This is a genomic window from Asanoa ishikariensis, assembly GCF_900107455.1.
GTDB classification, from domain to species: Bacteria; Actinomycetota; Actinomycetes; order Mycobacteriales; family Micromonosporaceae; genus Asanoa; species Asanoa ishikariensis.
This window is the reverse complement of the sequence record NZ_FNQB01000003.1, coordinates 959,021-971,545: the sequence shown is the minus strand read 5'-3', so window position 1 is coordinate 971,545 and position 12,525 is coordinate 959,021. Positions and strand designations below refer to the sequence as shown.

General features: G+C 70.9%; 10 protein-coding genes. 4 read left to right on the top strand and 6 right to left on the bottom strand.

Features of this window, described 5'->3' with window-relative positions; all coding sequences use genetic code 11:
• Positions 1 to 23 precede the first annotated feature (23 nt).
• The gene (locus BLV39_RS28520; RefSeq protein ID WP_090799544.1) at positions 24 to 446 is read right to left on the bottom strand and encodes a MarR family winged helix-turn-helix transcriptional regulator; all 423 of its coding nucleotides are present in this window, start codon (positions 444 to 446) and stop codon (positions 24 to 26) included.
• A gap of 137 nt (positions 447 to 583) precedes the next feature.
• Here BLV39_RS28520 and BLV39_RS28515 point away from each other — a divergent pair, with 137 nt between their 5' ends.
• From BLV39_RS28515 to BLV39_RS28505, 3 genes are all read left to right on the top strand, one after another.
• A complete protein-coding gene (locus tag BLV39_RS28515) occupies positions 584 to 1,531 on the top strand; it encodes a quinone oxidoreductase family protein (RefSeq protein WP_090800755.1) in 948 nt (315 codons plus the stop codon).
• Between the two features lie 84 nt (positions 1,532 to 1,615).
• The gene (locus tag BLV39_RS28510) at positions 1,616 to 2,380 is read left to right on the top strand and encodes a YaaA family protein (protein WP_090800754.1); all 765 of its coding nucleotides are present in this window, start codon (positions 1,616 to 1,618) and stop codon (positions 2,378 to 2,380) included.
• Between the two features lie 85 nt (positions 2,381 to 2,465).
• Positions 2,466 to 4,634: an MMPL family transporter gene (locus tag BLV39_RS28505; protein WP_090799541.1), complete on the top strand. Its 2,169-nt coding sequence runs from the start codon at positions 2,466 to 2,468 to the stop codon at positions 4,632 to 4,634.
• Here the strand turns inward: BLV39_RS28505 and BLV39_RS28500 are convergent.
• Complete coding sequence (locus BLV39_RS28500; RefSeq protein ID WP_090799538.1) at positions 4,631 to 5,455, bottom strand: peptidoglycan-binding domain-containing protein; 825 nt, start codon at positions 5,453 to 5,455, stop codon at positions 4,631 to 4,633. The genes BLV39_RS28505 and BLV39_RS28500 overlap by 4 nt on opposite strands.
• A gap of 103 nt (positions 5,456 to 5,558) precedes the next feature.
• Here BLV39_RS28500 and BLV39_RS28495 point away from each other — a divergent pair, with 103 nt between their 5' ends.
• Positions 5,559 to 6,557, top strand: coding sequence for a hypothetical protein (locus BLV39_RS28495; protein WP_204082585.1), 999 nt, complete (start codon positions 5,559 to 5,561; stop codon positions 6,555 to 6,557).
• Here BLV39_RS28495 and BLV39_RS28490 read toward each other — a convergent pair.
• From BLV39_RS28490 to BLV39_RS28475, 4 genes are read right to left on the bottom strand one after another with little or no spacing between them, the layout of a single operon-like run.
• Positions 6,547 to 7,086 (bottom strand): isochorismatase family protein, encoded by a 540-nt coding sequence (locus tag BLV39_RS28490; RefSeq protein WP_090799535.1) that lies wholly within the window; start codon positions 7,084 to 7,086, stop codon positions 6,547 to 6,549. The two genes, BLV39_RS28495 and BLV39_RS28490, sit on opposite strands and share 11 nt — an antisense overlap.
• Positions 7,087 to 7,095: 9 nt before the next feature.
• Positions 7,096 to 8,226: a Gfo/Idh/MocA family protein gene (locus BLV39_RS28485; RefSeq protein ID WP_176985118.1), complete on the bottom strand. Its 1,131-nt coding sequence runs from the start codon at positions 8,224 to 8,226 to the stop codon at positions 7,096 to 7,098.
• Complete coding sequence (locus tag BLV39_RS28480; RefSeq protein WP_090799529.1) at positions 8,223 to 10,625, bottom strand: glycoside hydrolase family 38 N-terminal domain-containing protein; 2,403 nt, start codon at positions 10,623 to 10,625, stop codon at positions 8,223 to 8,225. Before BLV39_RS28480 ends, BLV39_RS28485 begins: the two co-directional genes overlap by 4 nt.
• Positions 10,622 to 12,493 (bottom strand): glycoside hydrolase family 127 protein, encoded by a 1,872-nt coding sequence (locus BLV39_RS28475; protein ID WP_090799526.1) that lies wholly within the window; start codon positions 12,491 to 12,493, stop codon positions 10,622 to 10,624. The genes BLV39_RS28480 and BLV39_RS28475 overlap by 4 nt, the downstream gene beginning before the upstream one ends.
• Positions 12,494 to 12,525 lie beyond the last annotated feature (32 nt).

Here is a 12,525-nt window from a genome sequence, read left to right as displayed (position 1 = left end):
TGGGGTGGGTACGTGGGTGCGGGTCAGCTCAGTGCTTTGCGCAGCAGTGCCGTCAACTGGTTCTGTTCGTCGGGTGAGAGTCGTTCGACCGCCGTGCGGGCGAACGTAAAGGCTGCTGCGAATCGGTGGTTGATCTCGTCTCCTTGGGGGGTACGCGTGACGAGTCGTACTCGGCGGTCGCGGGGATTCGGTTCGCGGGTGACGAGGCCGAGCGCTTCGAGACGCGCGACGATCTGGGTGATGTTGGAGGCGTCACAGCCGAGTTCCTCGGCCAAGGCGCTCATGCCGCGTCGCTCGTCGAGTCGCCCGAGCAAACATGCCTGCGCCGGGCTGAGCGACAGCTCGGCCGCGGCCGCCTCGTAGGCACGGTCGTAGACGTCGACCAGGTCGAACAAGACGGCCTCGGCCTCTGATGAGGCGGTTACGGGTCCGTTCGGCAGTGCCATGGCTTCCACCCTAGAACGATTGCTTGATGGACTCAAGTATCTATGATCCAATGATCCTTGAGTCCATCAAGTAACTAGGAGGCTAAGTGGACAGCAGGATTGAGCGCTCGGCGGGCGGCGCGATCGTGGAGCCGAAGATGAACGCGGTCGTCCTTGACCGGTTCGGCGGAGTCGACGAGCTCTCGTCGCGCCGAATTTCGCTGCCGGAGGTCGGCGACGACGACATCCTCATCCGGGTGGAGTTCGCCGGTGTCGCGTCCTGGGACGCGCTCGAGCGTGCGGGGGCCTACGACGGCGCTTTCGGTGTCGCGTCGACCTTCCCGTACGTTCTCGGATGGGATGCCGCGGGCACGGTGGCCGCGGTCGGACGCGACGTCACCCAGTTCGACGTCGGTGAGCGGGTCTACGCCTCGACGATGCCGGTGAAGCGCGGCGGCTTCTACGCCGAGTACGGCGTTGTCGAGGCGGAGTTCGTGGCGCGCGTGCCCGACCGGATCCCGACCGAACAGGCCGGCGCGATGCCTTGGGATGCCCTGACCGCGCTGAGCGGCCTCGATCTGCTCGGCCTGCGAGCGGGGGGAACGCTCATGGTCTTCGGGGCAAGCGGGGGTCTCGGCCACATGGCTGTGCAGCTGGCGCGGCACCGCGGCATCCGGGTGTTGGCCGTGGCCTCCGGTGACGACGGTGTCGCCCTGGCCCGGTGGCTGGGCGCTGACCACATCGTCAACGGTCGCGAGGACGATGTGTTGGCCGCTGCTTTCGAGTTCGCACCCGGCGGCCTCGATGCGGCTCTGGTCACCGTGGGAGGCGAGATCGCCGAGCGGTCAATTCGCGCGGTCAAGAGCTCGGGACGAATCGCTTGGCCGAACGGTGTCATGCCCGCGCCCGTGACGCCGCCGAGCGCGACCGTGTCCTACTACGACGGGGATGTAAGCCGTGCCGGCACCGATCGACTGAACGCCATCATCGAGGCGAGCTCCTTCGAGGTCCACGTCGCCCGGACCTTCCCGTTCGAGGAAGTCCAGGATGCGCATCGCGCCCTGAACGATCACTACGTCGGGAAGCTGGCGCTCAAAGTGGGATAGGGCGCGGCGGCTCGTCTGGGCTTGCGAGTACGTCGGCACGGGCCGCCGGAGTCCGCGTACCCCGATGCGGGCAAAATGGGCGGGGTGATCATCCTGATGCACAGCTCGAAGACCATGCGGCGGCCGAACACCGGGCATCAGCCCACTGGCACCCCCGTGCTGGTCGACAAGGCCCGCGAGCTGGTCGACGAGCTGCGGGCGTTGCCGGCGGCGAAGCTGGCGAAGATCATGACCGTCTCGCCGGACCTCGCGGACAAGACCCGGCAGCAGTTCGCGGACTGGAGCACCGACCCCGCGGAGCTGGCGCCGGCCGCCGAGTCGTTCGTCGGTGACATCTACAGCGGCCTCCAGGTCGACACCTTCACCGCCGCCCAGCGCCGTTACGCCGACAAGCACCTGCGGATCCTGTCCGGCCTCTACGGCATCCTGCGCCCGTTCGACGGCATCGCCCCGTACCGGCTGGAGATGGGCTACAAGCTCCCGCGCGGCAACATGTACGACTTCTGGGGCCGGTCGATCGCCGATGAGCTGCCGGCGAAGGGGCCGATCGTCAACCTGGCCGCCGTGGAGTACAGCAAGACCGTGACCAGGTACGTCGACCCCGAGCGGCTGGTCACGCCCAAGTTCCTCACCGTCGACCCGAAGTCCGGCCAGCCGAAGTTCGTCACCGTGCACGCGAAGATCGCCCGTGGTGCGTTCGCCCGCTGGCTGGTCACCAGCGGCGGCAAGGAACTGGCCGAGTTCGCCGAGATCGGCTACCGGCACGAGCCCGCGCACGGCACCGGGCGTGAGCCGGCTTTCGTCTGCGCCGAGTTCGGCGGCAAGGGCCTGTCCATCCGGCTAACCTGACCATTCCCCCTATCTCTACGTCGGGGTTCGGGTCCGGGCCGGCCCCGGAGGTGTCGAGGGTGGACACCGGAGCAGGATCTCGGGTATGACGCAGACGACCCCGGCCATCCGGCCCGACACGACGCCGTTGCCGGCGCGGACCACCATGCTCGGCCGGCTCGGCCGCTGGTGCTTCCGGCGTCGCTGGACCGTCCTCGGGCTGTGGCTGGTCGCCGTCGTGGCCGGCGGGTTCGCCGCCGGGCCGGTCTTCGCGGGCCTCGACGACGACCGTGGCCCGGCGTCACTGGAGTCGGTAGCCGGCAACGAGGTCATCTCCGACGCGTCGACGTCGGCCGGGTCCATCGTCGGGGTGGTCCGGGGAGTTGACCCCACTTCGCCGGCGGTACGCACGGCGGTGACCGACGCCGCCGGCAGGCTCGGCGCCGTGAACGGCATCACCGGCGTGCTCACGCCCTTCGGCGACAGCCCCTCCGCCGCCGCATTGCGCGCCGAGGACGGGCGCGGCCTGCTCCTGCAGGCCCGGCTGGCCGACCTGTCGGGAGACGACCTCGACACCGCCACCGACGCCGCGGTGGCCGAGCTCCGCGCCCTCGGGCCGGCGCTGCGCGCAGCCGGCGAGCCCCAGGCGACCGTCGAGGTCGGCGGCGGCCGGCTGGTCAACCGCGAGGCCAACGCGCAGGCGCAGAAGGACCTGGCCTTCGCCGAGCAGTTGTCCCTGCCGATCACCCTGCTCGTGCTCATCTTCGTGTTCGGCGGCCTGCTCGCCGCCGTGATCCCGGTGCTCGGTGCGATCGTCTCGATCGCCGGCTCGTTCTCCGTGCTGCTCTTTTTCGCCAACATCACCACCCTGGACCAGAACGCGGTCACCGTCGTCACGCTGATGGGCCTCGGCCTGTCCGTCGACTATGGACTGCTGCTGGTCGCCCGCTACCGCGACGAGCTCGCCGCCGGCCGCGAGCCACTGGACGCGGTCAGCGCGGCCTGGGCGACGGCCGGCCGCACCATCTTCTTCTCCGCGCTGACCGTCGCGGCGGCCCTCGCCGGGCTCCTGGTCTTCGGCGTGACCGCCCTGTCCGCGCTGGGCGCGGCCGGAGTCTCGATCGCGCTGGTCGCGATGCTCGTCGCGCTGACCTTCAGCGCGGCCCTGCTGGGCGTGTTCAAGCGCTGGATCAAGCCTGCGAAGCGCGCCGTCCAACGAGATGAGGGCTTCTTCTACCGCCTGGCCCGCGGCGTGCAGCGCCGGCCGTTGGTCACCGCGCTGGCCACCGCGGCGGTGCTGCTCGCCGCCGGCCTCCCGCTGCTGACCATGACGGTCAAGGTCGACGACCTCGACGGCCTGCCCCGCTCGCTGGAGTCGGTCCGGGTGCTCGACGTGCTGGCCGCCGACTTCTCCCGCCCGGCCCAACCGGCGGTGACCGTGGTCGCCCGCACCGACGTGGACACCCTCCAGACGTGGGCCCGTTCCCTCGACTCGCCGGACATCCTCAACGTCCGCCCGGCCGAGCAGATCGCACCGGGCATCGCGACCGTCGACATCGACGCCATCGGCGACCCCGAGGGCGAGGCGGCGCTGCGCCTGGTCGACGCCGCGCGCGCCGACCGCCCCGACGGGGTCGAGTCGTGGGTGACCGGCATCGCCGGCTTCCACCGCGACCTCAACGACCTGCTGCTGTCCCGCCTCCCGTACGCGATCGCCCTGACCCTGCTCGCGATGGTCGTGCTCCTCTGGGCGATGACCGCCTCGCTGATCGTGCCGGTCAAGGCGGTCCTGATGAACGTGGTCTCCCTGGGCGCCACCTTCGGCGTGCTGAACGCGGTCTTCGAGCACGGCTTCCTGTCCGGCCTGCTGCACACCCATGTGGTCGGCGGCATCGGCCCGTTCGTGCTGGTGACGGTGTTCGCGTTCGCCTTCGGCCTGTCGATGGACTACGAGGTGTTCCTGCTCGCCCGGATCAAGGAGCACGTCGACCAGGGCGAGCCGAACAACGTGGCCGTGCGCCGCGGCCTGCAAAGCTCGGGCCGCATCATCACCTCCGCGGCGCTGCTCATGGTGGTGGTCTTCAGTTGCTTCCTGACGGGCCGGATCGGCACGGTGCAACAGATCGGCCTGGGCCTTGCGGTAGCGATAGCGGTAGACGCGACCCTGGTCCGCTGCGTCCTGGTCCCGGCGACGATGACGCTGCTGGGCGACTGGAACTGGTGGTCACCGCGCCCGCTGGCCCGCCTCCACGCCCGCCTCGGCCTGCGGCACTAGAGCCGCTGGTATTCCTCCCACGTGCGCTTGGTGACCGACGGGCCGTCGTCGGCGCCGCGGTTGGCCAGGCCGTTCTGGCCCAGGTAGTAGTCGCCGGCCTGGTGTTGCGCGCCTGTCGACTGGTCCGTGTCGGAGATGGCGATCGCGTGGATGTGGTACGGCCAGTCGCCCTGCGAGGGGTTGCGCAGCCAGGCGGCGAAGCCGACCGTGCGCAACTGGCGGACCACCGTCGTGCGCAGGGTCGTGGACAGGCCGGTCACCGAGATGTCCAGCGCCCCGCCGCCGTCGTGGGTGCCGGCCGAGGCCGGGGTGCTGGTGTTGTAGGAGCCCTGGGTCAGCGTCAGCGTGCGGGCCAGCAGGCGCTCGGCCTCGTACAGCATCGTCCGGGTGCGGGTGTTGACCTGGACGCCGCGCAGGGTCACGATGCTGCCCGGTGAGATCGCCCGCACCACGGTGTAGCGCCCGTCGCCCAGCGACCGCAGCGAGGTCGGGCCGGGCAGGCCGGTGGCGTCCAGGCCGGTGTAGCCGAGCGAGCGCTGGTAGGCCGCGTACGCCGCGATCGTGCTCGTGCCGAAGTGACCGTCCACATAGGTTGACGACAGGAACCCGCGCGCCTGCAAGGCCCGTTCGACCGCGAGCACGCTGTCCTTGGCGCCCGGGGTCAGCGCGGTGTCCGGCCGGCGGGGGTCGATCTGCGCGGCCTTGATGACCGCCTCCATGTCGACCTCCGGCAGCGCCGCGTGGGCCGCTGTCGCGGGGAGCGCACCGGCCGCGACCACGGTGGCGGCGGTGGCGAACAGGTGCCTTCGGGTGAGCTGCATCGTGCCTCCCGGTCGGTGAATCGTGGAGAACGCAGCATAGATCGGTAAGCGTCGAAGTCGGTAGTATCTTTCAGAGAGCAGACGACCGAGGGAGCTTTTTGCCATGCGTTTCCGGACTGTTCACGGCGTGGGGCTGGCGGTCGCCTTGCTCCTGTCCACCCTGGTGGTGAGCACCCCCGCCGCGGCCGCCGTCCGCACGCTGCGGGTATACAACAACAACATCGAGAACCTGATCCGCAACAACGCCGACGGCACGTGTACGCGGGTCTCCGGGCCGGACCACCTGACCTCGATGCTGGTCGACGACGCGGGGCAGACCGGGACCGCCGGAGTGCAGGCGCCGGACCTGCTGATCGTGCAACAGATTCGCGGCACCGGGCAGGCGACCGCCTACGCGGACCAGCTCTCGGCGAAGTTCGGCCTGCCGGCCGGCACCTACAAAGCGATCGTGGCGTGGGACGATCCCGAGCCGTGGGGCAGCACGCACAAGTGCAGCCAGCAGGACCTGGGTGACCTGAAGAAGAAGCAGACCAACGGCCTGATCTACAACTCGCAGCGGCTCAGCCTGGCGGCCGGCGACGTCTCGAAGTACTGGAGCGCGGGCTGGCTCAAGCCCGGCACCGCGTACGCGAACGGGGCCGGCTGCACCCTCTACAAGCCACCGAGCAACGACGCCGCCAGTGTCAACGAGTACAAGTGGAAGCGGACCAGCGCCATCGCGGCCCGGTTCACCCTCCGCGACTCCGGGACGACGGTGTTCGCCGCCACCATGCACCTGCCCGAGGAGAATCGCCAGAACGCCTGCGCCGGCGCGGGTGACAAGGGCATCGGTGCCAGCGGCATCCACCTCGGCGCCGACGCGACGAGCCTGCTCAACGCGTCGACGATCCGGATCGTCGGCATCGACGCGAACCGCACCGGACTCCCGGCCAGCGTGCTGTCGAGCTACGGCATGACCGGGTACGGCACCGCGGCCACCAGCGGATCAAGCAAGATCGACTACCTGTTCGTCCGGGGCACCGTGCAGTCGTCGCCGGTCGGTCACACCGTCCCGGCCACCAAGTCCAACCACCAGGCGCTGTACGGGTTCGTCAGCTACTGAGCCGGGCGAGCACCTCGTCGGTGGTCACCACGTCGCCGAACCGCGGCAGCACCACCGTCAGCGCGTGGTCATGCTCGGCCGCCGTCACGCCGCTCATCGCGTCGGCCGTGAAGACGACCTCGAACCCGTGATCGGCGGCGGCGCGCCCGGTCGACTCGACACCCATCGTCGTGGCGAGGCCGGCCATGACCACCGTCTCCACGCGGCGGTCGCGCAACTGGTCGGCCAAGCCCGTGCCGTAGAACGCGCCGATGGTCTGCTTCACCACGGTGATGTCGCCGGGCTGCGGCCGCATCTCCGGGACGAAACCACTGCCGGGTGGCTGCTCGGCGATGCCCGGCCGATCCACCCGGACCAGCACCACGGTGCCGCCCGCCCGGCGGAACGCCGTCACCAGACGGCTCGCCCGGGCCACCACGTCGGCACCCTTGTGGGGACCCATGTCCTGCTCGACGATCCGCGGCATCAGGTCCACCACGATCAGCGCCGTGCGTGCGGCGAGGAGCGGCTCAGTAAGGGGTGAAGGCACGCCGCGACCCTAACACTTGACCTGCTCCAGCAGCTCGGCCACGTCGACCGGGGCGCCGCCGGCCAGTGCGGACCGGCGGACCGCCTCCATCAGGCAGAACGTCTCGATGCCCTCCGTCAGGTCGGGGGAGTGGTCGGCGCCCGAGGTGAGCGCGTCGGCGAAGTACTGGAGGTAGTTGGCGAACTCCCCGTAGTGCATGCCGTGCACCTCGTTGTTGAAGTGGTAGTGGCGGTACTCGTAGAGCATGTCCTCCACCACCTCGGTGCCGTCCGGCGCGGTGTGCAGGTAGCGCATGTCGTGGTACTGCGCCATCGAGGTGCCGGCCGCCCCGTACAGCAGGCATTCGATCGAGTTGCGGGCCCTGGGCAGCTCGTGCGTCCCGTAGTGGCCGAACACCCGGCCGATGCGGCCGTCGACGGTCGTCGCGTTGACCGAGTAGATGTCGAACGAGGCACAGCCGTGCGTGCGGGCCAGCGCCGAGCGGGAGCCCACGGCCGACACCGTCGCGATCGGACCGAGGTACCAGCGCAGCAGGTCGAGCGGGTGGCTCAGGCCGAGGTAGACCCAGTCGGTGCCGTCCACGATCCACGGCGCCCGGTCGTAGTACCAGTCCATCCGGTGCGTGTAGTGGGCCTCCACCACCTCGACGTCGCCCACCTCACCCCGCTCGAACGCCGCCCGCTGCCGGCGGAACGACTCGAAGAACCGGGTGGACTGGCCGACCAGCAGGCGCCTTCCGGTGCGCCGGCCGGCGGCCAGCACCTCGCGGGCCGCGCCGAGGTCGTTGACGATCGGCTTGGTGCACACCACGTCCTTGCCCGCCTCGAAGGCCGCGATGATGTGCTCGGCGTGCAGGTGGTCCGGCGTGTAGACGCCCACGATCCGTACGTCCTCGCGGGCCAGCAGGTCGGCGTACGAGGCGGTCATCGCCACCTCCGGCACCTCCGCGCCCACCTCCGCCCGGGCGACGGGGTCCAGGTCGCAGCCCGCCACCGGGCGCACACCGCGGGTCCGGTACGCGGCCAGCAGCGCCGTGCGGCCCTCGTGCAGGCCGACGACACCGAGGCCGAGCGGCGCGGGATCCGAGTCGTCCCGGGGGTACGAGTGCACGCCGCGGGCGACGCGGGGAAAGTGGGTCACGACGGCTCCTCCGTGCGGTGGACGGTCGCCCACACCTCGCGGTGGGCGTCCAGGTCCCGGGACTGCTTGGCGGCCTCGACCAGGTCCAGCACGACGGTGGTGATCTCGAAGGGCCGAAGCGCGACCGTGACCCGCGAGGCGACCACCGGCAACTCCTCGCGGAGCTCACCGAGTGTGCTTGCCCGCCAGGCGCCGGTGACCGTGCCGTCCACCACCAGGTCCGCCGATCCGCCGACGCCAGCGAACTCGACGAGCCGGACCAGGACGGGCCGGTCCAGCGTCGCCGTGGCGTGGTCGGTCAGGCCGGTTCCCGCGTATCCCGTCTCCCGGTAGACGGCCGTGACCGCGGCGCCCGGCAGCCCGTCGAGCCGCAACAGCGAGTAGGAGTCCGGCTGGTCCCCGCCGGGTCGCTCAGGCCGCGCCACGAAGACCGGCCGGGTGAACTCCTGTGCCAGCCGCCAACGCGTGGCGGCGTCCAGGCCGTGGTGCGGGAGGACTCGCACCCGTGCGTGCAGCTCCGCCGAGAACTGGTCCTCGTCCCACGGGTCGCGCATGGACAGCACGTTCCAGAACCCGGTCGTCGCCCGCAGGAAGCCCTGGCTGCCGTCGTGCAGCCAGAGCAGCCCGTTGCCCTCGTCGTCGAGGAGGTCCACAAGCTGTAGCCCCGTGAACGGGTCGACGATCTCCTCGAACGCCTGCGGTGAGGTCATCCAGTCGCCGGTCGGGTACTTGCGCGGGTAGCGGCCGCGACCGGTGATCGGGGTGACCGCGTACGGGGTGTCGTGCAGCACGGTCCGCACGTCCAGGTCCGGCTCCACGAGCGTCATCAGGCTGGCGTGGTGCCGGCCGTCCGGGGTAGCGATCGCGTCGGAGTCGAAGGACAGGTCGACCGCGTCGACCTCCGGCGCGAGCGCCACGGTCAGCTTGATCTCGTCGCCCGCGAGCGAGCCCAGCCGGATCACCACCCGGTCCCCGTCGAGGGAGACCGCAACGGGTGTGTACGAGACCTCGACGCCGTCGCGCTCACAGCGCAACCCGCCGATCCCGGAGGGTCCACAGTCAAGGCTGCCGATCCGGGTCAGCACGCCACGCCGCCGGTCGACGGTGACCGCGAAGTCACCCCGGCGCAACGTCACGGTGTCCGCCGACTCGACCGCTGTCACCGGGGCAACAGCCTGACCGTCGGACAGCACCGTCCACCCGAGCGCCGGCACCGTGACGCGGTGGCCGTCGACTACCGCCGACCGCTCCCAGCCGAGCGGGTTGACGACCACGGTCCGCCCGGAGGTCCGCCCGGCGAGGTGAGCCACGGTCCGGTCCAGCACCGCCCGCGCCAACGTGTGCCCGCGCTCCAGCCCGGCGTACCCGACGTGGCCGCACAGCCCTTCGCACTCGTCGTTGTCGTGATGTTGGAAGGCCAGCAGCTCCCGCCAGCCCTCCTCGAGCTCCCACACCGGATAGACGTCCCAGTGGGGATACGGTCGACCGAGGCGGCTCGCGAGCACGCTCAACGACTCGGCGGACAGCAGCGTCTGCTCGGTCTCCCGGCTGCGCCGGTGCCCACGGTCGCCGTTCTTGCCCAGGCTCATCCCGTGGAAGACGTCGTCCATCGTGTACGCCCGTACGGGCGCGTGCTCGCCGACGGCGTCGAGCACCTCGGACAGCGTGCCGAACCGGACGTCGAGCCCCGGCGTGGACAGCAGCTCCTTCATCCCGTCGACCAGCAGCTCGGACCGGCACATCCAGTCGGCCGACGGGAGCAGCTCCAGCCACTGCTGGATGACCGGCGCCGGTGAGTCGGCCAGCAGCGGATGGGCTTGCAACGCCGCGAAGTCCTCCGGCCACTGGTGCAGGTTGAGCGGCCCGCGCGGGGTGCTCAGGATCCTGGTCCCGTCCAGGCCCTCCCACCAGATGGCCGGGGCGTCCTCGACGGGCACGTGCGGGGTGTGCCAGGTCCACTGGAAGAACAGCGAGGCGTACCGGTAGCCGGTGTCGGCGAGAAGCTGCGGCAACTGGGGATAGAAGGAGAACTCCTCCTCCCAGAAGCTGACCGGCCGCACGCCGACGAGCCGCTGGACCGCGCGGATCCCGTAGGTGAGCTGGCGTACTGCCGACTCGCCGTGGTGGAAAAGCGGGTACGGCTGGCCGTAGCTGGCGCCGACGATCTCCACGGAGCCGTCGGCGACCGCCTGCCGCAGTAAAGCCAGCGCCTCGGGTTCCTCCGCCGCCATCCGCTCGTACCCGACGCCGTCGAAGTTCAGGTTTCCCCGGGCACCCGTGGCGGCGGTGAACGCCAGCATGTCCCGGATGGACGCGCCGAGCACGCCGTACCCCCACAGCCACTGCATGTCGACCCAGTGAAAGTGGTTGCCGAACGTGTACCAGACCGGCCGGCTCATCGAGAAGCCAAGGGGATGAACACCCGCATCTCACCGGGCTCCCGGTTGGCCCACGCGTAGTACGGGACGGCTGTTACCGACACCTGGGCCTCGTCCGCCACGGCCGAGTAGGGCCGGTACAGCGGCCCGTCGTCGACCGCCACGGCCGTCCCGGCGGTGGTCAGCGTGGTGACCCCGCCGAGCAGGTCCGGCTGGTGCTCGGCGGCCCATTCCTCGGTGCCACGCAGGCGGATGGCCGCGACCGGGGCGTCGTGGTCGGCCTGCTCGACGCAGTAGACCAGTGGCCCACGGGCCAGCGCGACCCGGTGGTGGGTGGCCGCCACCCGAGGGTGCGCCACGAGCGCCCGGACCTCGGTGCCGAAGGTCAGCTCCACGGTGTCGCCGGCCGACCAGGTGCGCCGCAGCGCGACCTGCCGCGATCCGGCGGTCACCGGCACGGCGGAACCGTTGACGGTCACCGTCACGTCGTCGCCGGCCCAGCCAGGCACGGGGAGGAACAGCGTGAACTCGGTGGGCGCGGCCGGCGACACGGTCAGTCCGACGGCACCCCGCCAGGGCAGCCCGGTGGTCAGCTCGACCCGCACCGTCGTCCCGTCCGCCAGCCGCAGGTCGGCCTGGTTGCCGATGTAGAGCTGGACCCACAGCCCCTCGTCGCTGGTGGTGTAGAGGTAGCCCGGCAGCGACGCGAGCAGACGGGCGATGTTGGGCGGGCAGCAGGCGCAGCTGAACCACGGCTCCCGGCGGTGCCGGCCGGCGTCGGCGAGCGGGTTCTGGTAGAAGAACTCCGTGCCCGACTGCGAGAGGCCGGGCAGCACCCCGTTGTGCAGCGCGGTCTCGACGACGTCGCGGTACTGGGGCTCGCCGGTGAGCAGCAGCAGGCGCCAGGCCAGGAAGATGTGGGCGATCGCCGCGCAGGTCTCGTTGTAGGCGCGGTCCGGAAGCTCGTACGCGTCGCCGAATGCCTCACCGTCCCAGCGCGCACCCACCCCGCCGGTGACCGCGGTCTTGCCGCCGGACAGGTCGGCCCAGAGCCGTTCCAGGGCGGCTCGGAGCTCCGCGTCGCCGGTCTCCAGGACCACGTCGGCCATCCCGGCGTACAGGTAGAGCGCCCGGACGGCGTGCCCCGTTACCCGCGACTGGTTCCGGACCGGCTCGTGGTCGATCAGGTACTCGCTGCCGTCCAGCACACCGGCGCCGCGGGAGTCGAGCTGCCAGGTGGCCAGCGTGAGCCAGCGCTCGTCGCCCGTCGTCCGGTAGAGCTCGACCAGGGCCATCTCCAGGCCGGGGTGGCCGCAGGTGCCGGGCACCTCGCCGGGTGCGAACCGCTCGGCGATGTGCGTGCAGGCCCGCAGGGCGACGTCGAGCAGCGCGGTCTCGCCGGTGGCCCGCACGTGTGCCACGGCCGCGGCCACGAGGTGCCCGATGCAGTACATCTCGTGCCGCACCACGAGGTCGGTCCAGCGTTCGCCTTCTCGGTCGACCGAGAAGTAGGTGTTGAGGTAGCCGTCGGTGTCCTGCGCGCCGGCCACCAGCTTGATGACCGCGTCGAGCCGGTCGCCGAGCTCCGCTGACGGGTCGGTGGCCAGGCTCCACGACGCGGCCTCGATCCACTTGTACACGTCGGAGTCCGAGTAGTACCGACCGCTGAAGTCGCCGCCGACGCTGCCGGCGGCGCGGGCGAAGTTGCGCAGCGCGCCGGTCGTCTCGCACTGCGCGTGCTGCGCCGGGATGGTGACGTCCCGGTTGCGGCGCAGCCGAGGCGCCCAGAAGTCGTCCGTCACCCGCACGTCCTGCGGCGCGACGGGCCGGAGCCGCGCGTGCCGGCTGGCCGACGTGTCGACGACGGGTCCATGGCGGTTTTCAGACATGCGGAACTCCAAGCGCGGTGAGGTGCCGCCGA

Coding starts and splice junctions, on each gene's coding strand:
- BLV39_RS28520 (WP_090799544.1), bottom strand. CDS start 446: ATGGCACTGCCGAACGGACCCGTAACCGCCTCATCAGAGGCCGAGGCC.
- BLV39_RS28515 (WP_090800755.1), top strand. CDS start 584: ATGAACGCGGTCGTCCTTGACCGGTTCGGCGGAGTCGACGAGCTCTCG.
- BLV39_RS28505 (WP_090799541.1), top strand. CDS start 2,466: ATGACGCAGACGACCCCGGCCATCCGGCCCGACACGACGCCGTTGCCG.
- BLV39_RS28500 (WP_090799538.1), bottom strand. CDS start 5,455: ATGCAGCTCACCCGAAGGCACCTGTTCGCCACCGCCGCCACCGTGGTC.
- BLV39_RS28495 (WP_204082585.1), top strand. CDS start 5,559: ATGCGTTTCCGGACTGTTCACGGCGTGGGGCTGGCGGTCGCCTTGCTC.
- BLV39_RS28480 (WP_090799529.1), bottom strand. CDS start 10,625: ATGAGCCGGCCGGTCTGGTACACGTTCGGCAACCACTTTCACTGGGTC.
- BLV39_RS28475 (WP_090799526.1), bottom strand. CDS start 12,493: ATGTCTGAAAACCGCCATGGACCCGTCGTCGACACGTCGGCCAGCCGG.